We start from the raw sequence: 21,565 nt of genomic DNA on the forward strand, positions 1-21,565 counted from the left end.
TTCAGACCGTGGAGCGGCGTAAGGACTTGTAGTCCTTGTGCAGAACCGGCCCTGTCGTTTCGCGTTCCAGAAGCGTCACAGGTAAGCGGATGCTCCAGTCCTCCGGCTTCATCTGGTTGTGAATCAGCTTTAGGAGAACATCGGCCCCGACACGTCCCAGTTCATGCAGCGGCTGCCGAAACGTGGTGAGGGTGGGCTCCGTGTAATCCGCATATTCGATCCCGTCGAAGCCGATGACGGAAACATCCTGCGGGACGCGGATGCGCTCGGCGCGAACATGCTTGATGAATCCGATCGCACTTTCATCGCAGGCTGCAAAAATGCCGGTGGGGCGATCCCTCATCTGCAGAAAGGCTTCAGCCGCCGCAACGCCGGTGGAAAACACGAAGGGTCCCTCCCAGCGCACGAAATCATCCCAGCTGAAACCGGCTGCGGCAATCCCCTCGCAAAATCCTGCGAACCGCTCGGCCTCGATGATGGAGCCGAGCGTGCCAGAGATGTAGCCGAACCTGCGATGCCCGAGGCGCGCCAAATATTCCACAGCCTTCCGGGTGGCCTCCCGGTCCTGAACAACGACATTGGGGATGCCGTCCTCATGAATGGCAGCACACATGGCTACGATGGGAAGACCTGAATCCCGCATGCTACGTGCGCCGTTCTCCGGAATGTACCCGGTCAGCAGGAGGACACCGTCCACCTGGCGAGACAGGGCCAAGTCGACATAGCGGGCCTCCCGCTCCCTTCGGTTGTCCAGATTGCCGATGATGATGCCATATCCTGACTGGGTCAGTTCATCGTCGACCCCACGGAGAATCTCGGCGAAGACGGGATTGGTAAGCCTCGGGGCGATCACCAGCACGTTCATGGTACGGCGCGTCCGGAGCTTCTGTGCGGTGCTGTTGGGGATATAACCGCTGCGCTGCACGGCTTCCATCACGAGATCGTGAGTTTTCTGCCGCACCTTGTCCGGATCGGACAGGACGCGGCTGACGGTTGCCGTAGATACCCCAGCAAGTCGAGCAACGTCGGCGATGCGTATCTCCTTCACGGCTCGCCACCTTTTCCGACTCATGCAGGTTACCTCCGGGCGCCACGCAAGACATGTTACCCTCTTTCACAGGTCGATAACTTGCCTTAACTTATGTCTTGACTAATAATGAAACCGCCTACAACCTATAACACAAGATGTAATCGATTACAAAAATCGATAAGACGCTTCTGGGAGGAAGCCATGCGCATGAAGACACGCGTTTCCGCGTATACCCTTTCTGTTGCCCTGATCTGGAGTTCCGCAGCGTTCGCTCAGCAGAAGGCAGAGGTCCTCCATTGGTGGACATCCGCCGGTGAGTCCGCATCCGTGAAGGTATTCGCAGAGCAGTTCACCAAAGCCGGCGGCACCTGGGTCGACAACGCCATCGCCGGCGGCGCCAATGCCCGCACGGCCGGCATCAACCGCATGGTCGGCGGCAATCCCCCGACCATGATGCAGTTCAACACCGGCAAGCAGTTCGACGAACTGGTCAGCAACGCTCTGGTGCGCGATGTCGACGCACAGGCGAAGGCGGGCAAGTGGCGGGAGATCATGCCAAAGCCGATCGTCGATGCAACGGTCCGCGAAGGCAAGTTCTTTGCAGTACCGGTCAATATTCACGGCCAGAACTGGATGTTCTACAACACGAAGGTCTTTGCCGATGCTGGCCTTGAGCCTCCAAAGACCTTCCCTGAACTGGTCGCCAGCGGCGAAAAACTGAAGGCTAAGGGCATCATTCCCATTGCTCTTGGAGGACAGCCGACCTGGGAGCACAATCTCTTCCGGGCCGTGGTCGTCGGCCATGGCGGAGCCGACATGTTCCGCCAGCTTTACGGCACCCGCAAGCCGGACATTCTGAAGAACCCCAAGTTCAAGGAAACCGTGGAGCTCTTCGGCAAGATGCGCAGCCTCGTCGACCCGGGCAGCCCGGGTCGGAACTGGAATGACGCTACGGCTCTTGTCATCACCAACAAGGCCGCCATGCACTTCAATGGCGATTGGGCCAAGGGCGAGTTCATTGCCGCGGGTCAGACCGCCGGTAAGGAATACGGCTGCACGGTCGTTGGCCAGGAGCCCAAGCTCGTGATCGGCGGCGACGTGTTCGTCTTCCCTGCGACGAAGGACAAGGCGGCGCTTGCCACCCAGGACAAGCTCGTCGAGGTTCTCCTCGACCCGACCAGCCAGCTCGAATTCAACAAGAAAAAGGGCTCGATCCCGGTCCGCATGGATGTCGACGTATCCTCCATGGACGTGTGCGCCCAGAAGTCCCACGCCATCCTGAAGGATCCGGCAAACCAAGTGGAGAGCATGGAGATCCTGAGCCCGCCGAATTTCTCGGGCGCCATGCAGGACGCCGTCACCCAGTACTGGAACAACCCGAGCATGTCGGCGGACGCCTTCATCGAGAAGATCGTCAGCGCCATGCGAGACGCAGGCTAAAACTTAACGGCTCGCCCCTCGGGGCTGGGGCGAGCCGTTCTCTATTGAAGCTTGAGTTCTCTCGACGGGATCTTCTCGATGGATACCATTTCGATCCGCGCCCCCAGCATGCCTTCAGGCGGCACCAAGACCCGGCGTCGCATGAAGACGCGCCTGCCTGCGGCCCTGGCCCTCCTGCCGACCGCTCTCATCGTCCTCGTCGTCTATATCGGCTGCATGCTCTGGACCGTGCGGCTCTCATTCACGAGCTCGACCCTCCTGCCCAAGCTCGATTGGGTCGGCTTCGCGCAATACAGCCGCCTCTTCGCCAATGACCGCTTTCTGACCTCGGCCTCCAATATCGTCATCTTCGGCGCCTTGTTCATCTCGGGCTGCCTCATCATCGGCTTTCTGCTTGCAGTCTTCATCGACCAGAACGTGCGCGGCGAAGGCCTTTTCCGCACCATCTTCCTTTATCCCTATGCCATGTCGTTCGTCGTCACCGGGGTTGCCTGGCAGTGGTTCCTGAACCCGGCACTGGGCCTGCAGAAACTCGTCCGGGATATGGGATTCGAGAGCTTTACCTTCGATTGGCTCGTGAACCAGAGGATGGCGATTTATACCATCGTCATCGCAGGACTCTGGCATGGCTCGGGCCTGACGATGGCGATTCTGCTCGCGGGTCTGCGCGGGATCGACAAAGATCTCTGGAAGGCCGCCAAGATCGACGGGATCCCGACCTGGCGCGTCTACACGTCCGTGGTTCTGCCCCTCCTCCGACCCATGGTCGTCACGGCCGTCGTGCTTCTCACGACCGGCGTCGTGAAGCTCTACGATCTCGTGGTCGCGATGACTCTCGGCGGTCCCGGCATCGCCACCGAAGTGCCTGCCAAGTTCGTCATGGATCACCTGTTCGAGCGCAACAACATCGCCCTCGGCACGGCTGCCGCGACGATCATGCTGACTACCGTCATCGCTGTTCTGGCGCCCTGGGTTTACGTCCGCTACGTCCGTCCGCAAGGGAGGCATGCATGAGCACCGCCGTGCCGCAAGGCCGCCGCCCCCACCGCCTCACCGCCGGTCGCATCGGTGTCTATGCCTTTCTGGTGACCGCCGCGCTGTTCTTCATGCTGCCGCTCTGGATCATGGTCGTGACGTCGCTCAAGCCCATGGAAGAGATCCGGCTCGGCAACATTCTCGCCCTGCCCGCCGCCATGACCTTCGAGGCTTGGATCAAGGCGTGGTCCTCCGCCTGCACGGGGCTGGAATGCAACGGCATCAGTGTCGGGTTTTGGAACTCGGTGCGTATCCTGATCCCGTCCGTGATCCTCTCGATCATCGCCGGTGCCATCAACGGCTACGCGCTGTCGTTCTGGCGGGTCAAAGGTGCCAACGTCATGTTCGGCGTTCTGCTGCTCGGCGCCTTCATCCCCTACCAGGTCTTTCTCTATCCTCTGGTCCGCATCTTCTCGCTGACCGGCATCTATAACTCGCTCACCTGCATCGTTCTGGTGCATGTGATCTTCGGCCTGCCGACTATGACGCTCCTGTTCCGCAACTACTATGCAGGGTTGCCCATCGAGCTGTTCAAAGCGGCACGCATCGACGGCGGCGGGTTCTGGTCGATCTTCTTCCGGGTCATCCTTCCCATGTCGACGCCGATTTTGGTGGTAGCCACCATCCTGCAGGTCACGGGTATCTGGAACGACTTCATCTTCGGTCTGACCTTCGCGGGCCGGGAGAACCTGCCCATGACCGTGCAGCTCAACAACATCGTTAACTCAACGCAGGGCGAGCGCGCCTACAACGTCGACATGGCAGCCACCATGTTGGCGGCGCTCGTTCCGCTTGTCGTCTACTTCGTGTCCGGCCGCTGGTTCGTCCGCGGCATCGCCGCCGGCGCAGTGAAGGGATAAGCTATGTCGACCGTTTCCGTTCGTGATGTGACCGTCGCTTTTGAGGCCGTGCAGGTCTTCGACGGCTTGTCCCTCGACATCGAGGAAGGCGAGTTCATCGTGCTGCTCGGCCCCTCGGGCTGCGGCAAGTCCACCCTGCTCAATGCCATCGCGGGTCTGCTCGATGTGGCGGAGGGGCAGATCTGGATCAACGGGAAAAACGTCACCTGGGAGGAGCCGAAAGACCGTGGCATCGCCATGGTGTTCCAGTCCTATGCGCTCTATCCGCGCATGAACGTGCGTGAGAACATGTCCTTCGGCCTGAAGATGGCCAAGACGCCGAAACCCGAGATCGAGAAGCGCGTCGCCAAGGCCGCCGAGCTGCTGCAGATCACGCCCCTCCTTGACCGGCGCCCCGACCAGCTCTCCGGCGGCCAGCGCCAGCGCGTGGCCATCGGCCGGGCCCTGGTGCGCGATGCCGCCGTGTTCCTGTTCGATGAGCCTCTCTCCAATCTCGATGCGAAGCTGCGCAACGAGTTGCGGGTCGAGATCAAGCGGCTGCACGCGCGGCTTGGCAAGACCACGATGGTTTACGTCACGCATGACCAGATCGAGGCCATGACGCTGGCCGACCGCATCGTGGTGATGAAGGAGCAGAAGATCCAGCAGATCGGCACTCCGGACGAGATCTATCACCGCCCGGCCAATCTGTTCGTGGCAGGTTTCGTCGGCTCTCCGCAGATGAATTTCATCAAGGGCCGCCTGGAGAACACCGGCGAGGGCCTGAGCTTCCTGGCTGGCGATCGCCGCCTGTCACTCTCCGGCTACCCATTCATCACGGCCCCATCGTCAGGTCAGGACGTGGTGCTCGGCGTGCGTCCGGAACACCTTGAAATATCGAGCACCGGCATTTGGCCAGGATTTACGGTCGACATCGTCGAACCCATGGGCGCCGATACGGTGATCTGGTGCAGCGACGGCGTAGGCTCCGTTCAGGTCCGCACCGCCGGCTCTCGCCGCGCCACGCCGGGCGAAAGTGTGACGCTTCACATCGATCCCGCCCAAGTCTCGTTGTTCGCCGCGGAATCCGGCGAGCGTCTTTAGCAACACTGCCATCATGGCAGGTCTCGCGTACGACCTGTCGCGCCCGCTTTTTCTGAACCCTGAGGACCCCATGAGCGTCACGGACAGACTATCCATTCAACTCTACACCCTGCGAACCCTGGAAGACCTGGACCTGATCCTGGATACGGTCGCGGATGCCGGCTATCGCTACGTGGAGACCGTCGGATCACACCTCGACAAGGCTGCCGAGGTTCGGGCGAAGCTCGATGCCCGTGGACTGAAAACGTCCTCCAGCCATGTCAGCATGGCGGCCCTGCGTGAGAAGCCCGACGCCATCGTTGAGGCCTGCCGTACTCTCGGACTCACACACCTCTACATGCCGGCCGTTCCTCCGGAGGAACGGGATATGGCCGCCGATGGATGGCGTGATCTCGGCAAGGAGCTTGGGCAAATGGCGGAGCGCTTTCAGGCTCAAGGCATCCGCCTCGGCTATCACAACCACCATTGGGAGCTGAAGCCGAAGGACGGCGCGAAGACGGCGCTAGAACTGATCTTTGAGGCTGCCGGTTCGAGCCCCCTCGCCTGGCAGGTCGACGTGGCCTGGCTCGTGCGCGGTGATGCCGATCCCAAGGAATGGATCAACCGATACCGCAGCAAGGTCACCGCCGCCCATGTGAAGGACATCGCGCCCGCGGGCCAGAACGAGGACCAGGACGGCTGGGCCGATGTGGGCTCCGGCGTGCTGAACTGGCGCGATCTCTGGCGTGTGTGCCGCGAGGCTGGAGCCGAGTGGATGGTGGTCGAGCACGACAAGCCCTCCGACCCGGCCCGGACGGCCCGCGCCAGCTTCGATTTTCTGCGTTCCATTGAGGATTAACGATCATGAATTCGCTGAACGTCGGCATCATCGGATGCGGCAACATCTCGGGCATCTATCTCCAGAACATCCCTGCCTATCGCGGCCTTACCCTACGCGCTTGCGCGGATATGCGACCGGAGGTCGCTCAGGCCCAGGCGAGCCGCCACAACATTGAAGCCATGACGGTCGATCAGCTCCTGGCTCGCGATGATATCGATCTCGTGGTCAACCTCACGGTACCGGCAGCCCATTTCGGCGTTTCGCTCGCGGCTCTCAGCGCGGGCAAGCACGTGTTCTCGGAAAAGCCGCTGGCGGTCGATTTCGAGCAGGGCCGCAGGCTTGTGGACGAGGCGGAAGCCCGCGGGCTTCATCTCGGTTGCGCCCCCGACACCTTCCTCGGTGCTGGCGGGCGGCTTGCCCGCAAGCTCGTCGACGATGGCGCCGTCGGCCGCATTCTGTCGGGAACAGCCTTCCTGATGTCCCATGGCATGGAGCACTGGCACCCTGATCCGGAATTTTTCTTCAAACCCGGCGGCGGTCCGATCCTCGACATGGCGCCGTATTATCTCAGCACCCTCGTCAACCTGATCGGCCCGGTGCAGCGCGTCTTCGCCATGTCGAGCATCGGATACCCTGAACGCATCGTGACGGCGGAATCGCCCCGCAAGGGCGATCGCATCACGGTCGAGACTCCCACTCACGTGACGGCGCTGCTCGAATTCGCCTCGGGCGCGCAGGTCACCTTGTGCATGAGCTGGGACGTGTGGAAGCACAGCCATCCGGCCATCGAGATCTATGGTTCGGAAGGATCGTTGCGCGTGCCGGATCCGAATTTCTTCGGCGGCCATGTGGAGGTTACCGAGCGCGGCGGGGACTGGCGCGCGGTCGATTCGAGCGAGATGCCGCTCGGCGTTCCCAACTGGCGCTCCCCGAACTGGGCTCCCGAGATGCCCAACAAGGCCAATTACCGGGCGCTCGGCCTCGCCGACCTGGCGAGTGCAGTTCTGAACGGCACGCCACACCGCTCCAGCGGGCGCCTTGGCTTGCACGTTCTTGAGGTCATGCACAGCATTCTCGAGGGCGCCGCGACCGGCCAGCCCAGGGCGATCACCACCGCGCTCGAACGCCCGGCCATTCTGGAGGAGGCGGACGCCTCCATTCTCTGGAAAGGCCCTCCTCAAACGGCATCCGCCGCCTAAGGTTTCTAAATCTTTGACAGAAAGAATGGAGCGATGCGCGAAGCACTCATCGTGTGGGGCGGCTGGCATGGCCACGAGCCTGAACAATGCGCCGGGATCGTCGCCGGGATGCTGCAGGACGAAGGCTTTAGGGTGCATCTGGAGAACTCGACCCGCGCCTTCGCCAGCCCTCAACTCCACACGATGAATCTCATCGTGCCGATCTTCACCATGTCGAAAATCGAGAAGGACGAAGTCGCCAATCTCTCGCTCGCCGTTCGTGAGGGCACCGGCCTCGCTGGTTTCCACGGCGGCATGGGCGATGCCTTCCGTGAGGCTGTCGAGTACCAGTTCATGTGCGGCGGCCAGTGGGTGGCCCATCCGGGCAACATCATCGACTATAGGGTGAACATCGCCCGGCCCGACGACCCGGTGATGGAGGGAATCCGCGACTTCGACTACCGGTCCGAGCATTATTACATGCATGTGGATCCCTCGAACGAGGTTCTCGCGACCACCACCTTCTCAGGCGAGCACGCGTCCTGGATCGAAGGCGTGGTGATGCCCGTCGTCTGGAAGCGCCGGCACGGCCAGGGGCACGTTTTCTACAGCTCCCTCGGCCACGCGGCGAAGGAGTTTGATGTTCCCGAAATGCGCACGATCCTGCGCCGCGGGATGGTATGGGCAGCCCGCAGCTGAATGCGCTGCATGCTGCAGGCCTTCAGACCTGCCGTGGCCGCAATGACAGCACGATTGATCCGCTACCAGCCTGCGAGAGTAACCGGCGCAGCTCTCGCTCCAATTCTGCAGGATGATAGGGCTTGCTCAGACTCGGGAAGCCCTCCCTGGCCGCACGCTCGACGGAACCGCTGTAACCTGTTGCCAGCAGGATCGGAATGTCGGGCCAGCGCTCTCGGGCGATCCGAGCCAGATCCAAGCCGTCCATGCCTCGGGGCATGACGAGATCGGAGAAAATGACATCGAACCGCGCGTCCCGCTCCAGAAACTTGAGCGCATCGGGAGCGGACGCACAATGCTCTACCTGATATCCCTGCTCGCGCAGCAAGGCCATGGCGGATTCAGCGACCTGTGAATTGTCTTCGACCACTAGGATCCGTGATGTTGGAAGAGAGGTGAAAGGAGCGATCTCCTTTTCGGGGGCTTCTTCGTCTCGCTCCTTGTACTTTCGCGTGAGAAGCAGCGTCACAGTCGTTTCGCGGCCCACTTCGCTCTTGATGTCGATCAAGCCTTCCGACTGCTGGACTAAACCATAAACCTGGGCCAGGCCCAGCACTGTCCCACACCGACAGGCTTCGTTGTAAAGAACGGCTCAAAGACCTTTTGCAGGGCTTCGGGCGGAATCCCTATTCCCGTGTCGCCCACCTCGATGGAGACGAACTCGGCCGGTCCGTCATTATAGGACATGGTATTCCGGATGCCGATTGTGAACTTGCCGCCTTTCGGCATCGCGTCACGGGCGTTGGCCGCAAGGTTAATGAGAACGGCCTGCAACTGTGCCGGATCGACCTCGACGGGCCACAAGTCCTCGGAGAAATCGATCTCAAGCGTAATATCCCCGCGCAGGGATTGCGCCAGCATGTCCCCCATTCCACCAACGAAGTCCTTCAGGTCGACGACTCCAGGTTTCAGGGGCTGCCGTCGCGAGAAAGCGAGAAGCTGCGAGGTCAATTTACGCCAGTGTTCGACGGCATTGATGGCGTTGTCGATCAGGCGCGGAGCATGATCGGGCTTTGCGCGCCTCAACATGTCGAGGTTGCCCATCACGACCGTCAGCAGGTTGTGGAAGTCGTGCGCAATGCCTCCTGTGAGCTGCCCCGCCGCCTCAAGGCGCTGTGCCTGGCGCAACTGCTCTTCCATGCGGCGCTGTTCCGTGAGATCGATGGACGTCACGAAGATCTCCGTCACCTGACCCTGCCCATCAAGCAGGGGAACGAGAACGGTCCGTCGGGTAACCTCGCAGATCGGCACCTTTCATGTCACTTCGAAATCCATGATCGACTTCGTCATCACGCAAGTCCGATAGTGTTTGGAAACGTGCTTTGCGGTCTCGGGGGCAAATATCTCCTGGGGCATCCGGCCGACGAATCCGTCGCGGGCAAAGCCTAAGGATTTCAACAGCGCCGTGTTGGCATCCTCATAGACGAAGCAATCATTCGGGCAGACGCCGATGACGGCGAGATTGAACGGGGAATGTTCGAAAAGTGTGCTGTATCTGTCTCGGCTCTGCCGAAGCTCGATCTCGGTTTCCTTCTCGTGCGTAATGTCACGTAGAGATGCGCCACTCGCACAACAGGCTCATCCCCTTCGCGAATGGGAGCGAGGGTCGTCATCAACATCCCTTTGCGTTAAGGGAAGGCGTAACTCTGCTCGTAGGCCATCCCATGGCCGGATGTCAGGCATTCAAGCGCTCGCGCCTTGAGGATCGGCCGTTGATCCGGAGGCAGAAGATCGCTTAGGGGCCGTCCGACCATGGCGACGGTAGACTTGCCAGTAAGATGTTGCACCGCAGGATTGCAGGCCTCGACCACGACACTCCCCTGAGGTGAGAGCGTGAAGACGAGGATGCCATCCGCGCTGAATTTGAAGACACCCGCATAGAGCGCTTCACGCTCGGCAAGTGCCGCCTGGCTCTCGCGAAGGCTCGCGTTGGCCCTTTCGAGCTCTTGCGTGCGCTCTTCGATTCTTAATGCAAGACTTTCCTTCACCTCACGGAGGCGCTCATACGCCTCGTCGCGTTCGACCTTCTGCCGGCTCAAGACCTCGCGCGTATTTTCAAGTGCATGGCGCAACACCGTGGTTTCCCTGAATTCCACTCCGGGCGAAGGGAGAGGCGTCTCAAAGCCGCCATCCTGAAGAGCCAACGCATCCCTTGCCAGAGCCTCGACCGGACGGGTGATGCGGCGGGTCACATGGAATGCCAGGACGGCCCCATGGCAAGCAGCACGCTCCCTGCAACGCCAAGGGCAAGAGCAAGATCCCGTTCGCCGGCATCGAATTCCGAGTTCGGAAGCGCCACGATCGTCGACCAACCTGACGATGGGGATCGGGCGAGAGCAAGCATCATAGCCTCTCCATCGAGGGATGTGCCTTCGAAGACCCCCTGCTCTACACCCGACTGCACCCGCAGCACATTGTCCTCGGTTGCAGGCTAACCGACGAACGGATCAGGATTGCGGGATTGCGCCACCATCGTCCCGTTCCGATCCACGATCGCACCGATCCAGGTCAGCGGGAGGCGCTGATCGGAGAGAATGCGCCCGACGGCGGCCGCAGGCATGATGACGGAAACGTACCGTGGCGAGCCGTCGTTGAGTATGACGAGCGTATCGATACCGACCGTCGGCTACTTCGCAAGCAATCCGGTGAAAAGATTGCTCACCCGCACCTGTCCAGGAGCGATACCCTTCCAGTGATTCTGCACCGGCAATTCAGGCAGAGCTGCGCCGGGCGGCAGGCGGGTGTTGACCACCTGTCGCCCAAGCTCCTCGACCACGATCCAGGCGTCCGGCAGGCGGGTCGCCCGACGGGCGAGGGCGTCAAAAGCGGCATGATCGTTGGTCTGAAGAACGGGCGAAGCGGCTAAAGCCCACAAAAGTGCCTCCGCCTGCCCGAACTGGCGATCCAGGACCAGTGACAGGGCACGCCCCGTCTCCAACAGATGCTTCTGGATTTCCTGTCTGTCCCGGTAATAGCCGGTATAAAGGGCCAAGGTGGCAGCGGCGAAAGAGGGTATCAGCAGGGCAAAGACAATGAAAAGTAGGCGCATCCTCAAGGACGGTAGGCGATGCTTGATGCCGGGAGGTTGGAAATCTGGTGTCGAGTCCTGCCTGCTAACCACATTCGCCCCAACAACACTATTTCAATTTGTCGTAATCTTTAGGGCAATATGCCTTATCGGTCGAACATGTTTGCTTGACGACCAGCAAATATAGCCGCTCAACCTCATTCTAAGAATGAGGAGATCTCAGAGGCTGGGAAAAAATGAGGATGGCTGGGGCGCCAGGATTCGAACCTGGGAATGGCGGTACCAAAAACCGCTGCCTTACCGCTTGGCGACGCCCCAATAGGTGTGGCGTGTACATAATCGGCCCAAACGCGGCTGGCAACACCGTTTTGCGGATGGTTCGATCCCATGGGAAACGTTCAAATCTCCCCTTGCGGTGCTTCCCCCTCACCGCTATAAGACCGGCCTTCCCGAGAATTTCTCGGTGTCGGAGTGTAGCGCAGTCTGGTAGCGCACCACGTTCGGGACGTGGGGGTCGCAGGTTCAAATCCTGCCACTCCGACCATTTTCCACACGACACCCAGTATAATTTGAATACTCAAGTTTGGACCGATTGGCCCGAATCATATGCTGGAGCGCTTGAGTTCTTTCGTTATCCATCCTGATCGAGAACGTGTTAATGATAGTTATTGAGCACCGATAATCCGCTTTTCTCAATCAAGCGAAGCACAAATCTTATCGTATTTATTTAGAGAAATTTGCATTTATTCGCAAAAGCTAGACTGCTAGTTTTCTTTTAGCTATAAGCCTGCAGTCAAAACCAATCCGGCAGGCAGTTCATAAGTTGCTGGACAATTTAATGCGGACTCATGTCGCTGCGTCCTTATCCGCGGGGGTTTGTTCTCTCGCATCGAGCCATTCATCCACCGGAACAATTTGTTTCCGGTCCCCTCCTCGACAACTTCTTCATCGATCCGGCGTGCAGCGTTGACGCTGCCTCAGAAGGGGATCACGCCGTCATTGTTTTAGGCACCTGTGTCGATACTGGCCCTGAAACAGCAAACGCGACGTGGCTGGATCGCCTGCTCAGGAGGAACAGGCCCAACCATGAGTCTAAAACAGAACAGACGCCTGCCCGACACCTGTTGAGCGCCCTTTGCCAGGGAGAGGAGACGTTCTTTGTTGCGCTGGACGGGTACTGCGGTCGGCATGCCATACTTTTCCGCACCAAAACAGGCATACGCATCCTCACTGACGCCACGGGCATGCGCACGGTCTTCTATGCCGCAGACGGCGGAGTCGTGGCATCTCACGCAAGGCTCGTGGAAGAGATGCTGGGCGGCAAACCTGAGAAAGAACGGCTCCCCTTCGGCTATGGTTTTCCAGGCAATCGCACCCCGTATTCGAGGACTCGCCTTCTAACGCCGAACACACTTTATGATTTTGCCGCCTGCAAGGTCGAACGCTTCTGGCCGCGTGGCCCTGTCAAGACCCGGACGGCCTCTGAAGCGGCTCACGCTGTCACTGTTTATGGCGCAACCGCACTCAAGAACATTGCGCTGAGCCATCGTATTGCCTTGAGCATCACAGCCGGATTGGACTCCCGCACGACGTTGGCTCTCACAGTTCATACGGGCATTCCGTTCGAGGGATACACGTATGACAGAGGCCCCAAGACTGGTATCGATTGTGCCGTAGCTCGCGAGCTTAGCAAGATTGCCGGATTCCAGCATCATGTCGTGAAAGCTGATAAGTCGTCGATACCCGATTCTCAGGCTTTGAGCACCACGACATATTACAATCACCATTTTGAAGTGATTGCTCCAATGCGAGAGCACTTCGCTGGGACTGATACCCTTACTGTGACAGCCAATCTGCTCGAGATCGGTCGCTTCTTCTATAAGGGGGGAAAGTACGATCTGATCGGATCGGTCGAAACTATGGACTCGATGTATGAGCTCTATCTGAGTGCACTTTCGCCACTAGCTCGTGAGCGTGTCGAAGAATACGGAGTGGAGCGATACAAAACCGTGGCGACGGAATACTTTGCCGATTTTCTGGAAACTTCGCGCTTCAATCAGGCACGCGGCATTCTCAACCCTAAAGATCAGTTCTACTGGGAGCACCGCATGAGCGCTTGGCATGCCATGATCCTACTTGAACGTGATTTCTATGCCGACTGCTTCATCCCCTTCAACAGTCGACGTGTATTCGAAACGCTGCTTGGCGTTCCAGAGCGAGAACGGAAGAGTGCGAAGGCATTCAAGCTGCTCATCAAAGCATGTGCCCCGCAACTTCTCGAGATTCCTATCAACCCGAAGGAATGGCCCCTCGCGAAGTCCGCTTCATAATCGCGCGGAGGTCTGCCTGACTGACAGCCAGCATTGCAACAGCACTCCGCCTCCAGGGCAGAAAACAGGGCTTCAATGCGTCGAGAAGCGGCCGTCTTCCTGATAGGTCTCGTAGTGGAGAGTCTGGGCCGGGATGGCCTCAAGCTGGCGCGGCGCCGTCGGCCAATCCTGCGGCACCTCGTTCGTCTGGGGCATGTAGCGGGGGCGGAAGCGCAGGTCGACGAGGCTTCTCAGCTCGGGAGCTGCGAGATCCAGCACGTTGGCATCCCGCCAGCGGCGATTCAGCTTGGCCTTGCCCGTCATACGGCCCCAGAAACCCGCGACCTCTTCCTCGACTTGCAATACAATGCGCCCGGACCAAGTCTTGCGCAGATTAAAACGCCCTGTCAGAGCCATTTTCCGCTCCTCAACTCTTTCGATCACTTCAAAATTAGAACGCCAAAGCTGCGGCTGCTTAAGCTTGCAAGCCTGACAATCCGCGGCTCCGGCGCTCGGTTGAATCCATTCCTTTAGCCAATGCCTTTGCGAACCAAGGGTTCCGGCCGAGACACCCATCTGCCATACGTGTCGCATCTACGATGTGCGTCGGGGCACGATCCGCAACCTGTCAAAGTAATTAGGTGAGCCGCGCAAGAATTCAGGAGACGTAAAGATCAAATTTTTTGGAAAATGAGTAGCGGTTGGCTCTATGAAACGATCCTGCGAAATCGGAATATGTTCCGAAAGATCTCAGCCGCGGCGCGGCTTGGACTTGAGATTGATCGTGACGAGCTGCCCGGTCTTCGGATCGAGGATGGTCATGAAAGCCCCCTGTTCTGTTGGCGTAGGAGAAACGCCGCAAAACCCGAACGGATCAAACGCTCTTCGGAACGTGGTAAGCAATTTGTTACTGCAAGCTGTGCCTTAAAGGCTGGGAACGGTTTGCCTGACCTAGTATCGGGGTGCTCCCTCCCTGGCTGATCGGCTGTGCTGATCGCCTTATCACCAATTCAGAGACTGACCGATGAACACAACTCATCTCGAAACCGTTTGGGCACCGCGCCTTCTCAGCATCCTGCGCATCGTCGCAGCGCTCATCTTCATGGCGCATGGCACGCAGAAGCTCCTCGGCTTTCCTGCCTCCCCGGGTCCCGGCCCAGAGGCCTTCAGCCTGCCCTGGATTGCCGGCGTGCTCGAGATTGGCGGCGGCGCGCTGCTGATCCCCGGACTGTTCGTGCGGCCTACCGCGTTCGTCCTCTCCGGCCTAATGGCTTTCGCCTATTGGCTCGCCCACGCACCGCGCAGCCCCTACCCTGTCCTGAACGGCGGCGATGCTGCGATCCTCTACTGCTTCGTGTTCCTGTTCCTGGCTGCCGCCGGCGGCGGCGCGTGGAGCCTGGATCGCACTCTGCGCAAGGCTTGATGCCGCCGAGATCAGGTGGGAGGCGTCGCAGCCTCTCACCTACTCAGACTTCGTGCCTGTGGGTCGACGCAGGCGCTCGTCCTCCACGTCGACATGAAGCGTGTGGTCGTCCCCATCCTCGCTGTCCTCGTCGAACGGAATCGGCATGAGATCCGTCATGAGACCGGTCGTCGTCGAAGCTGCGGCGCCAATGGGTGGCGCAGGCGCCTCGTCCCGGCGCCCCGCCTCTTCACCTGCCTCGACCTCGCCTTCGTCATCGAGAATGTTCACCACCCTGTCCATCTGAGCTTCGTCGACCTTCACCGTCACGAGCGCCCCACCGCGGCGTACGCCGTCCGCATAGGCATGCGCCTCCTCATCGCTGAGCCCAGCATCGGCCAACACGCCGGCAAGACCACCCACTGCCGCGCCAGCACCGGCGCCCACTAGGGTCGAGACGATCCAGCCGGCTGCGATCACCGGTCCAAAGCCCGGAATGGCCACCGTGCCGAGCCCCGCCAGAAGGCCCGCGCCGGCTCCAGCGACCGTTCCGGCCGCCGCCGTGGCGCCCGCGAAAGGATGCGCGGACCCATCCGGCTCGAATGACTGCGACGCATGATGCGTGTAGGCATCGTTGAAGTTGTTGGACACGAGGCTGATCTCGAAATCCGGCATCCGGGCTGCCTCGAGCCGCTGCACCGCCCGTGCGGCCTCCTCATAGGTGTCGAAGAAGGCGGTTATCCTGCGCTCGGCCATGGGAGCCCTCCGGGTGTTTTGCCTGTGCGAGGCTAATGAGCGGCCAGGTAAGCGGTTCCCTGCGCGGCCATGACACCTTTCGGCGCGCTCAACTCCCTGATAAGTTCAAACAAAAGGTGCCCGAAAAGGGTGATTTGGGGGCTTCCCGTCATGAGACATATCCACCTCGACGATGGCTTGCGGCTGCGGTTTCCCGGTCGCAGCGAAGAGTTCGACCAGGGCGTCGAGATCGGCATGATTGCCGTTCTGATGGACCAGGCTTCTCCCGAGTTTTCACGCTGGATCGCCCGGTCCAACCTCAGCCAGGTTCAGGCCATCGCCAAGCAGATGGGCTACCGCGTCGAGGAAGGCAGTGGCGACGAGGAATGGGTGGACGTCACCTTCCTCCATGGCAGCGTCAAGGCTCGCCCCAAGCTCAAGCTGGTGCACTCCGTCGGCTGACCACCGCCGGCGATTTCTCATTCTGTATCCACAAAAGCAGAAGCCGCCCGAAGGCGGCTTCTGAACGCTGACGTTCGAAGGCTGATCAGGCCTTGGTACCGCGACGGGTCACGGACCAGGCTGCCTGCATGAGGGCAACGGCCAGGGCCGTCTTGACCAATGTGGCGGCCACGAACGGCGCGGCGCCAACCGTCCAGGCCTTCGCGAACGGCATCACCAGGGACAGCTGGGACAGGCCGAAGGCGAAGATCACCGCATGGCCGATGCTCATCATCACGATGACGCGCAGGAGCGAACGGTCCCAGCCGCGCTCCGCCATGAAGCCCATCACGAGAGCAGCGGCCACGAAGCCGAACAGGAAGCCGCCCGTAGGGCCCATCAGGTAGCCGAGGCCGGCCGTCGGGCCGGCAAAGACCGGCATACCCATGGCACCCTCGGCGAGATAGAGAGCAACAGTCGCGCCGCCGAGGCGCCAGCCATAGGACGCGCCGATCATCAGAACGACCAGGGTCTGCAGCGTCATCGGGACGAAAGGCAGCGGCACCTGGACCTTCGCGGAGACAGTGAGAAGCGCTGTACCGACAACCATCAGCACGATGGCACGAAGCGCAGCGAAGCGGGCATCATCCCGCGACGGCCAGAGGAGGCCGACGAGGGTCGAGGGAGAAGACAGCGAAGGGGCGCTGGTCGTCATAAGGGCAATCTCCAGATCATTCCGCCATGCGCGCGGCGGCTCATGGAGCCTTATAGGTGGGTCCGCCTCGTGCCTCAAGCCGCACTCTTGAGCATTCGCCACGGCTGTGGACACGCTTTAGTTCAAGACAGGGTTCAGGAAACAGGGTCCCCTTTTCAATCCGATGCGTTAGGAAACGAGCGATGTCCTGACGGCAGTTGCAAGGATCTTCCATGGCAGACGACCCCACCTTCGACACCCGCCCTCCGGCTCTGGCCGAGGAATGCGTGTGCGTGAGCCCGCTCGTCCGCCGGGTCGTCGCCGGCAATCCCGGCCCCATCACGTTCACGGGCACCTGCAGTTACATCGTCGGCACCGGGAATGTCGCCATCATCGATCCGGGACCCGACATGCCGGATCATGTGGAGGCGATTCTCAACGCCGTGCGGGGCGAGACGGTCACGCACATTCTCGTCACCCATACGCATAAAGACCACTCGCCGGCAGCAGCCGCCATCAAAGCCGCCACCGGGGCCGTCATCGTCGGTTGCGCCCCTCATCACAGCGCCCGCCCCCTGTTCTCTGGCGAGGTCAACACGCTGGAGGCAAGTTCCGACAAGGGTTATGCGCCCGATCAGGAGCTGAATGAGGGCGATGCCATCGAGGGCGCCGGCTGGACCCTGGAGGCTCTCGCCACCCCGGGCCACATGGCCAATCACCTCGCCTTCGTGTTGCCTGAGGAGAAGGCCTTGTTCTCCGGCGATCATGTAATGGCTTGGTCGACCACCGTGGTTGCCCCACCCGACGGGTCCATGAGCGCGTTCATGGCCTCCCTCGACAAGCTCAGAGGGCGGGAGGAAACCCTCTACTGGCCCGGCCATGGCGGCCCGGTGCAGGAGCCACAGCGCTTCGTGCGTGCGCTCATCCACCATCGCCACCAGCGCGAGGCTTCGATCCTCAACCGGCTGAGGGCCGGCGACAGGACGATCCCCGAGATCGTGGCCGCCATCTATCAGGGCCTGAACCCGGCCTTGGTCGGTGCCGCCGGCCTGTCGGTCTTTGCCCATCTGGAGGATCTGGTCGCGAAGGGGCAGGCTGCGGTCGATGGTCTTCCTGCCCTCGACAGCGAGTATCATGCCGTTTGACTAGCGCACGGCTATTGCCAGATTCGAGGCTTCCTCGAGGAAGTCGCGGATGTGGTCCGCGTTGGCGCCCAGATCATGATTGCCGAACCGGGAGACTGAGCGGATATCGATACGCGCGCCATCGACACGCGGCCGCACCCGGATCGTGATGTCGTAGGGCACCCTGAGAATCCTCGACCGATCGACGGCCTCCAAGCGTCCGAGACCGGCACGTCCACCCGGCGGAACGGCTTCGATCACGCGCCATCCGAGATTCTCGGCCGCCTTGCGCACGAGGGCAAAAGCCTCCTCGGGACCTATGTCGAGGGTGAGCGGCGCGATCTGAACATAGGAGGCCCGCTGCATCTCCCTCACGTCCGGGGGCACGTCCGGAGGAACGCGTCCATCACGCGCCTCGAGCGCAGCCCGGGAGCGGGAGAACCCCGGCGGGTCGTCCGTATCGGTGGTCACATCGGCAATCGCCGGCAGGGTGACGGCTTTGAACGCCATAAAGCCCGGATAGGCGAGAACCAGCATCGCGACGACCAATCCCTTAATCGCGCTTCCTAAGCCCTGCCGTCCTTCCTGCCAGATGCGAACGAACCCGGCCAGGGCACACAGAACCGCCACGAGCGCAATCGCGATTCCTGCTCCAAGGGCGATGAAGCCGGATTGGTAATCGATCCGGCCGAAGCGGATCAGCAGCACCGCCAGGATGGTCACGGCGAGCGCGAACAAGGCCAGCGTGGGCGACCACTTGGCCGGCCGCGAGTAAGGTTCTTCGATGATGAGGCGACGCATCAGGTGGTCTTACAAATCTCTTTGAGCGCGCGCCACTGCTCTTGACCGAGAAGCGGCTCGCCTTGCCGGGGCGGCACCTGTTTTTCCAAAGCTTTCAGCCGTTGATCGGTAACCGGGTGGGTGGAGAGAAAAGCGAAGCTTGGCTTCAGGTTCCAAAGATTGTTTAGAAAGCTGCACATTCAGCCCCGCTTATCCCAAAGAGGATGACGGAAGGAATGGTTTCAATGTAAACTATCCGCTTTGCACCAGGAGCTCCGATCCCTTGACGTCACTCCCCTCCGCCCCTGCCGAGATCGAAGCTGCCGATCCTCTGCGGATCTGGTTCCGGATCATCCGCCTGAACCGGCGGGCAACGAATGCCGTGGCGGCGGAGTTGAAGGCGCTCGGACTGTCGATTCCTCAGTTCGACCTGTTGTCCACCCTCACCGAGCGCGAGGGCTTGAGCCAGCAGGAGCTGGCGGAGCGGCTCTATGTGACCAAGGGCAATGTCTCGGGCCTGCTCGACCGCATGGTCGAAGCCGGCCTCGTGGAGCGGCGTGCGATCCCGGGCGACCGGCGCTCCAATGCGCTCTATCTCACGGCCAAAGGGCGCGACCTTGCCAACCAGGGGATGGCGGCTCAGCGCGCCTATGTGATGCGGACCCTCGGGACGCTTCCGCCGCAGGATCTCGTCGAGATGGAGCGGATCGTTCTGGCATGGCGCGACAGGGCACGGGCCGACGAGGATGCTCCGCCCGCCAAACAGCGGTAGTAGCATCAATGTTCGACGCGGTGGCATTCGCAGGCGGCGGCAACCGCTGCTACTGGCAGGGAGGCTTCTGGGAGGCCGCGGCGCCGCTGCTCGGATTGAAGCCGGAGATGGTGGTCGGCGTGAGCGCAGGCGCCTGGTCCGCCTGCTACAGCCTTCTGGGCTTTGGCCGAAAGGTCAACGAGATGGCGGCCGAGGGCTGCAGCCTCGGGCGCCGCAATTTCGAATGGCGCGCTTGGCGCAGCGAGGGCTCCCCTTGGCCGGTTTCGCTCATGTATCGCACCCTGATCGAGAGCATCATCGACGAAACCGCGCTGGAGCGCCTGAAGCAGGGCCCCAGCGTCCTTATCGGTCTGGCCCGCAAGCCGCGCCGCCTGCCCCTGTCGCTCGCCGTTCCGTTGGGCATCGCCACGTACCAGATCGAGAAGACATGGCGCGCACCGGTCCACCCGAGAGGCGGCCGCGCCTTGGGCTTTCGCCCGGAATTCATACGCGTGCAGGATCTTGCGTCTCCCGCGGAACTCTCGGCGGCGCTGATGGCCAGCGCGAGCGTGCCGCCCTTCATGCCGGTCGGCCGCATCGGCGGCATGACGGCTCTCGATGGCGGCCTCGTCGACAACGTGCCGACGGAGCCCCTGCTCCCGGTCGAGGAGCGGGGCGGCAGGACCCTGGTGATCCTCTCCCGACTCTACCGGGCTCATCCCACGGTCCAGGGCCGTACCTACATCCAGCCCTCCCAGCCAGTCCCGATCGGACAGTTCGACATCACCAACCCGGCCGGGATCCGCAAGGCCTACGAGATGGGGTTGAGGGACGGCGAGCGCTTTGCAAAGGGTGTGGGGGCGCACAGCCTCTGAAGAAGCGAATCCTTAGAACATGCTCAGTTGCCGCAACGACAAGACGGGAGGTATTCACGCCTCGGATTGCGAGAATACGGCACCGTTAAGTGTTGATTCACCTTGAGGCCTGCATCTGCAGCCAAGCCAACACATGATCACGGGACTGCCCCAAAGCGGTCACAGCCCTGGAGATCATGAAGGCAGGTTGTCGAAACAGCCTGCATCTTTCAGAGAGGATCCATGACCCAGCACGTTTCAGGCCGTGAAAGCCGTTCAGACCAACCGAATGCCGCCCAGTCAATTCCGGCCTTCAAGGACGTCGCCCTTCCGGCTCTCGCCGCTGCCGTCCAGGCCGCCAAGCTGCAGCAGAAGCGCCCGAAGGTCTCAGAGCTTCCCGCCTTCCTGCGCAAGGAAGCCATGCTGGGCCAGTGATCCCAAACAAGCGATCAATCCAAAACAAAAGAGTGCCCTCAGGCGCTCTTTTCATATCCGAATTCCGTGTGACCTGCGGCCTTAGCGGACGATGACCTTCGTGTTCACCGGCACGCGGTTGTAGAGGTCGATCACGTCGATATTGCGCATCCGGATGCAGCCCGACGAGACGGCAAAGCCGATCTTCTCCGGCTCGTTGGTGCCGTGAATGCGGTAGAGGGTGTCCTTGTTGCCCTCATAGAGGTAGAGCGCCCGCGCTCCGAGCGGGTTGGCCGGTCCGCCCTTGGTATATTGGACATGCGGCCAACGCGCCTTCATCTCGGCCGGCGGATTCCAATCCGGCCACTCGGCCTTGCGGGCGATGGTGGAGGTGCCGGTCCAGCCATAGGCCTCGTCACCGACCGCCACGCCGTAGCGGATCGCCTTTCTGTTCGCCTGAACGAGATAGAGCTGGCGCTCCTTGGTATCGACCACGATGGTCCCCGGTGTTTCGCCCGTGGGATCGTCGATGATGTAGCGGCCGAAGCGCGGGTCTTCCTCCGCTTTCGGGATCTGCGCGATCCATTCGGCATCTCGCGCCGAGACCTGCGGATCCGGAACGCCTTTGAAGTTGCAGCCGGCCAGGGCCGTCATCATTGCCAAAAGAAGGGGCAGACTAAAAAGACGCATCGTGCAAAGCTCTGAAGACTCAGCGGAACTGAGGTGAGGGATGGTTTCGGACGGGTTTATAGACCGGAAGGTCCCCAACGCGAATCGAAACACACCATGGCACGGCTCCGCTCCGAAAGGTGTTGCATCGCAACAACATAAACCGGCCCATGTGACGCT

General features: G+C 61.0%; 27 protein-coding genes and 2 tRNA genes. 15 read left to right on the forward strand and 14 right to left on the reverse strand.

Annotated elements, in window-relative coordinates:
• Position 1 precedes the first annotated feature (1 nt).
• Positions 2-1,048, reverse strand: a complete 1,047-nt coding sequence (locus I2H36_RS04930) for a substrate-binding domain-containing protein (RefSeq protein ID WP_196262762.1) — start codon at positions 1,046-1,048, stop codon at positions 2-4.
• Between the two features lie 189 nt (positions 1,049-1,237).
• Here I2H36_RS04930 and I2H36_RS04935 point away from each other — a divergent pair, with 189 nt between their 5' ends.
• From I2H36_RS04935 to I2H36_RS04965, 7 genes are all read left to right on the forward strand, one after another.
• Complete coding sequence (locus tag I2H36_RS04935) at positions 1,238-2,470, forward strand: ABC transporter substrate-binding protein (RefSeq protein ID WP_246718660.1); 1,233 nt, start codon at positions 1,238-1,240, stop codon at positions 2,468-2,470.
• A 78-nt stretch (positions 2,471-2,548) separates the two neighbouring features.
• Positions 2,549-3,484: a carbohydrate ABC transporter permease gene (locus I2H36_RS04940; RefSeq protein ID WP_196262764.1), complete on the forward strand. Its 936-nt coding sequence runs from the start codon at positions 2,549-2,551 to the stop codon at positions 3,482-3,484.
• Positions 3,481-4,365 (forward strand): carbohydrate ABC transporter permease, encoded by an 885-nt coding sequence (locus tag I2H36_RS04945; RefSeq protein WP_196262765.1) that lies wholly within the window; start codon positions 3,481-3,483, stop codon positions 4,363-4,365. The genes I2H36_RS04940 and I2H36_RS04945 overlap by 4 nt, the downstream gene beginning before the upstream one ends.
• 3 nt (positions 4,366-4,368) lie before the next feature.
• On the forward strand, positions 4,369-5,448 hold the full coding sequence (locus tag I2H36_RS04950) for an ABC transporter ATP-binding protein (protein ID WP_196262766.1): 1,080 nt from the start codon (positions 4,369-4,371) through the stop codon (positions 5,446-5,448).
• A gap of 13 nt (positions 5,449-5,461) precedes the next feature.
• Complete coding sequence (locus tag I2H36_RS04955; RefSeq protein WP_246718661.1) at positions 5,462-6,286, forward strand: sugar phosphate isomerase/epimerase family protein; 825 nt, start codon at positions 5,462-5,464, stop codon at positions 6,284-6,286.
• A 5-nt stretch (positions 6,287-6,291) separates the two neighbouring features.
• Complete coding sequence (locus I2H36_RS04960; RefSeq protein WP_196262767.1) at positions 6,292-7,467, forward strand: Gfo/Idh/MocA family protein; 1,176 nt, start codon at positions 6,292-6,294, stop codon at positions 7,465-7,467.
• A gap of 33 nt (positions 7,468-7,500) precedes the next feature.
• Positions 7,501-8,145 (forward strand): ThuA domain-containing protein, encoded by a 645-nt coding sequence (locus tag I2H36_RS04965; RefSeq protein ID WP_196262768.1) that lies wholly within the window; start codon positions 7,501-7,503, stop codon positions 8,143-8,145.
• A gap of 22 nt (positions 8,146-8,167) precedes the next feature.
• Here the strand turns inward: I2H36_RS04965 and I2H36_RS04970 are convergent, their stop codons facing one another.
• The 8 genes from I2H36_RS04970 to I2H36_RS05000 form a co-directional block, all read right to left on the reverse strand.
• Complete coding sequence (locus tag I2H36_RS04970; RefSeq protein ID WP_196262769.1) at positions 8,168-8,692, reverse strand: response regulator; 525 nt, start codon at positions 8,690-8,692, stop codon at positions 8,168-8,170.
• A gap of 17 nt (positions 8,693-8,709) precedes the next feature.
• The gene (locus tag I2H36_RS04975; protein ID WP_196262770.1) at positions 8,710-9,357 is read right to left on the reverse strand and encodes an ATP-binding protein; all 648 of its coding nucleotides are present in this window, start codon (positions 9,355-9,357) and stop codon (positions 8,710-8,712) included.
• 81 nt (positions 9,358-9,438) lie between these two features.
• Positions 9,439-9,729, reverse strand: a complete 291-nt coding sequence (locus I2H36_RS20475; RefSeq protein ID WP_196263149.1) for a PAS domain S-box protein — start codon at positions 9,727-9,729, stop codon at positions 9,439-9,441.
• An 83-nt stretch (positions 9,730-9,812) separates the two neighbouring features.
• Complete coding sequence (locus I2H36_RS04985; protein WP_196262771.1) at positions 9,813-10,376, reverse strand: PAS domain-containing protein; 564 nt, start codon at positions 10,374-10,376, stop codon at positions 9,813-9,815.
• Positions 10,373-10,531: a hypothetical protein gene (locus tag I2H36_RS04990; RefSeq protein WP_196262772.1), complete on the reverse strand. Its 159-nt coding sequence runs from the start codon at positions 10,529-10,531 to the stop codon at positions 10,373-10,375. Before I2H36_RS04990 ends, I2H36_RS04985 begins: the two co-directional genes overlap by 4 nt.
• An 84-nt stretch (positions 10,532-10,615) precedes the next feature.
• Entirely contained in the window at positions 10,616-10,744 is a 129-nt protein-coding gene (locus tag I2H36_RS20295) for a hypothetical protein (RefSeq protein WP_281432974.1), read from the reverse strand.
• A gap of 66 nt (positions 10,745-10,810) precedes the next feature.
• Complete coding sequence (locus I2H36_RS04995) at positions 10,811-11,233, reverse strand: hypothetical protein (RefSeq protein WP_196262773.1); 423 nt, start codon at positions 11,231-11,233, stop codon at positions 10,811-10,813.
• Positions 11,234-11,455: 222 nt separating this feature from the next.
• Positions 11,456-11,530: transfer RNA gene (locus tag I2H36_RS05000), tRNA-Gln, on the reverse strand.
• A 149-nt stretch (positions 11,531-11,679) separates the two neighbouring features.
• On the opposite strand from I2H36_RS05000, the gene I2H36_RS05005 reads away from it, so the two are divergent.
• Positions 11,680-11,756 (forward strand) — tRNA-Pro (locus I2H36_RS05005).
• Positions 11,757-12,060: 304 nt separating this feature from the next.
• A complete protein-coding gene (locus I2H36_RS05010; RefSeq protein WP_196262774.1) occupies positions 12,061-13,542 on the forward strand; it encodes a hypothetical protein in 1,482 nt (493 codons plus the stop codon).
• Positions 13,543-13,614: 72 nt separating this feature from the next.
• Here the strand turns inward: I2H36_RS05010 and I2H36_RS05015 are convergent, their stop codons facing one another.
• The gene (locus I2H36_RS05015) at positions 13,615-13,938 is read right to left on the reverse strand and encodes a hypothetical protein (RefSeq protein ID WP_196262775.1); all 324 of its coding nucleotides are present in this window, start codon (positions 13,936-13,938) and stop codon (positions 13,615-13,617) included.
• Positions 13,939-14,545: 607 nt separating this feature from the next.
• Here I2H36_RS05015 and I2H36_RS05020 point away from each other — a divergent pair.
• A complete protein-coding gene (locus I2H36_RS05020) occupies positions 14,546-14,944 on the forward strand; it encodes a DoxX family protein (RefSeq protein WP_196262776.1) in 399 nt (132 codons plus the stop codon).
• A 39-nt stretch (positions 14,945-14,983) separates the two neighbouring features.
• Here I2H36_RS05020 and I2H36_RS05025 read toward each other — a convergent pair whose 3' ends face one another.
• A complete protein-coding gene (locus tag I2H36_RS05025) occupies positions 14,984-15,679 on the reverse strand; it encodes a DUF1269 domain-containing protein (RefSeq protein WP_196262777.1) in 696 nt (231 codons plus the stop codon).
• Between the two features lie 150 nt (positions 15,680-15,829).
• On the opposite strand from I2H36_RS05025, the gene I2H36_RS05030 reads away from it, so the two are divergent.
• A complete protein-coding gene (locus I2H36_RS05030) occupies positions 15,830-16,120 on the forward strand; it encodes a hypothetical protein (RefSeq protein ID WP_196262778.1) in 291 nt (96 codons plus the stop codon).
• A gap of 85 nt (positions 16,121-16,205) precedes the next feature.
• Here I2H36_RS05030 and I2H36_RS05035 read toward each other — a convergent pair whose 3' ends face one another.
• Entirely contained in the window at positions 16,206-16,814 is a 609-nt protein-coding gene (locus I2H36_RS05035) for a biotin transporter BioY (protein WP_196262779.1), read from the reverse strand.
• Positions 16,815-17,026: 212 nt separating this feature from the next.
• Here I2H36_RS05035 and I2H36_RS05040 point away from each other — a divergent pair, with 212 nt between their 5' ends.
• Positions 17,027-17,938, forward strand: a complete 912-nt coding sequence (locus tag I2H36_RS05040; protein ID WP_196262780.1) for an MBL fold metallo-hydrolase — start codon at positions 17,027-17,029, stop codon at positions 17,936-17,938.
• On the opposite strand, the gene I2H36_RS05045 is transcribed toward I2H36_RS05040, so the two are convergent.
• Complete coding sequence (locus I2H36_RS05045; protein ID WP_196262781.1) at positions 17,939-18,718, reverse strand: DUF1499 domain-containing protein; 780 nt, start codon at positions 18,716-18,718, stop codon at positions 17,939-17,941.
• A 262-nt stretch (positions 18,719-18,980) separates the two neighbouring features.
• Here I2H36_RS05045 and I2H36_RS05050 point away from each other — a divergent pair, with 262 nt between their 5' ends.
• From I2H36_RS05050 to I2H36_RS05060, 3 genes are all read left to right on the forward strand, one after another.
• Positions 18,981-19,469 carry a MarR family winged helix-turn-helix transcriptional regulator gene (locus I2H36_RS05050; protein WP_196262782.1) on the forward strand — a complete coding sequence of 163 codons (489 nt, stop codon included), beginning with the start codon at positions 18,981-18,983 and terminating at the stop codon, positions 19,467-19,469.
• A gap of 20 nt (positions 19,470-19,489) precedes the next feature.
• Positions 19,490-20,323: a patatin-like phospholipase family protein gene (locus tag I2H36_RS05055; RefSeq protein WP_343234401.1), complete on the forward strand. Its 834-nt coding sequence runs from the start codon at positions 19,490-19,492 to the stop codon at positions 20,321-20,323.
• 222 nt (positions 20,324-20,545) lie between these two features.
• Positions 20,546-20,737 (forward strand): hypothetical protein, encoded by a 192-nt coding sequence (locus I2H36_RS05060; RefSeq protein WP_196262784.1) that lies wholly within the window; start codon positions 20,546-20,548, stop codon positions 20,735-20,737.
• An 81-nt stretch (positions 20,738-20,818) separates the two neighbouring features.
• On the opposite strand, the gene I2H36_RS05065 is transcribed toward I2H36_RS05060, so the two are convergent.
• Positions 20,819-21,406 (reverse strand): L,D-transpeptidase, encoded by a 588-nt coding sequence (locus I2H36_RS05065; RefSeq protein ID WP_196262785.1) that lies wholly within the window; start codon positions 21,404-21,406, stop codon positions 20,819-20,821.
• Between the last annotated feature and the right edge of the window lie 159 nt (positions 21,407-21,565).

This window comes from Microvirga terrestris (genome assembly GCF_015694425.1).
GTDB lineage: Bacteria > Pseudomonadota > Alphaproteobacteria > Rhizobiales > Beijerinckiaceae > Microvirga > Microvirga terrestris.

Bases quoted from the DNA above. Each gene is read 5' to 3' on its own strand.
- I2H36_RS04950 (WP_196262766.1), top strand. From the start codon at position 4,369: ATGTCGACCGTTTCCGTTCGTGATGTGACCGTCGCTTTTGAGGCCGTG.
- I2H36_RS05035 (WP_196262779.1), bottom strand. From the start codon at position 16,814: ATGACGACCAGCGCCCCTTCGCTGTCTTCTCCCTCGACCCTCGTCGGC.
- I2H36_RS05020 (WP_196262776.1), top strand. From the start codon at position 14,546: ATGAACACAACTCATCTCGAAACCGTTTGGGCACCGCGCCTTCTCAGC.
- I2H36_RS04935 (WP_246718660.1), top strand. From the start codon at position 1,238: ATGAAGACACGCGTTTCCGCGTATACCCTTTCTGTTGCCCTGATCTGG.
- I2H36_RS05025 (WP_196262777.1), bottom strand. From the start codon at position 15,679: ATGGCCGAGCGCAGGATAACCGCCTTCTTCGACACCTATGAGGAGGCC.
- I2H36_RS04945 (WP_196262765.1), top strand. From the start codon at position 3,481: ATGAGCACCGCCGTGCCGCAAGGCCGCCGCCCCCACCGCCTCACCGCC.
- I2H36_RS04990 (WP_196262772.1), bottom strand. From the start codon at position 10,531: ATGATGCTTGCTCTCGCCCGATCCCCATCGTCAGGTTGGTCGACGATC.
- I2H36_RS04940 (WP_196262764.1), top strand. From the start codon at position 2,549: ATGGATACCATTTCGATCCGCGCCCCCAGCATGCCTTCAGGCGGCACC.
- I2H36_RS05065 (WP_196262785.1), bottom strand. From the start codon at position 21,406: ATGCGTCTTTTTAGTCTGCCCCTTCTTTTGGCAATGATGACGGCCCTG.
- I2H36_RS05040 (WP_196262780.1), top strand. From the start codon at position 17,027: ATGGCAGACGACCCCACCTTCGACACCCGCCCTCCGGCTCTGGCCGAG.
- I2H36_RS05045 (WP_196262781.1), bottom strand. From the start codon at position 18,718: ATGCGTCGCCTCATCATCGAAGAACCTTACTCGCGGCCGGCCAAGTGG.
- I2H36_RS05030 (WP_196262778.1), top strand. From the start codon at position 15,830: ATGAGACATATCCACCTCGACGATGGCTTGCGGCTGCGGTTTCCCGGT.
- I2H36_RS04960 (WP_196262767.1), top strand. From the start codon at position 6,292: ATGAATTCGCTGAACGTCGGCATCATCGGATGCGGCAACATCTCGGGC.
- I2H36_RS05010 (WP_196262774.1), top strand. From the start codon at position 12,061: ATGTCGCTGCGTCCTTATCCGCGGGGGTTTGTTCTCTCGCATCGAGCC.
- I2H36_RS05060 (WP_196262784.1), top strand. From the start codon at position 20,546: ATGACCCAGCACGTTTCAGGCCGTGAAAGCCGTTCAGACCAACCGAAT.
- I2H36_RS05015 (WP_196262775.1), bottom strand. From the start codon at position 13,938: ATGGCTCTGACAGGGCGTTTTAATCTGCGCAAGACTTGGTCCGGGCGC.
- I2H36_RS04955 (WP_246718661.1), top strand. From the start codon at position 5,462: ATGGCAGGTCTCGCGTACGACCTGTCGCGCCCGCTTTTTCTGAACCCT.
- I2H36_RS04995 (WP_196262773.1), bottom strand. From the start codon at position 11,233: ATGCGCCTACTTTTCATTGTCTTTGCCCTGCTGATACCCTCTTTCGCC.
- I2H36_RS04965 (WP_196262768.1), top strand. From the start codon at position 7,501: ATGCGCGAAGCACTCATCGTGTGGGGCGGCTGGCATGGCCACGAGCCT.
- I2H36_RS20295 (WP_281432974.1), bottom strand. From the start codon at position 10,744: ATGCCTGCGGCCGCCGTCGGGCGCATTCTCTCCGATCAGCGCCTCCCG.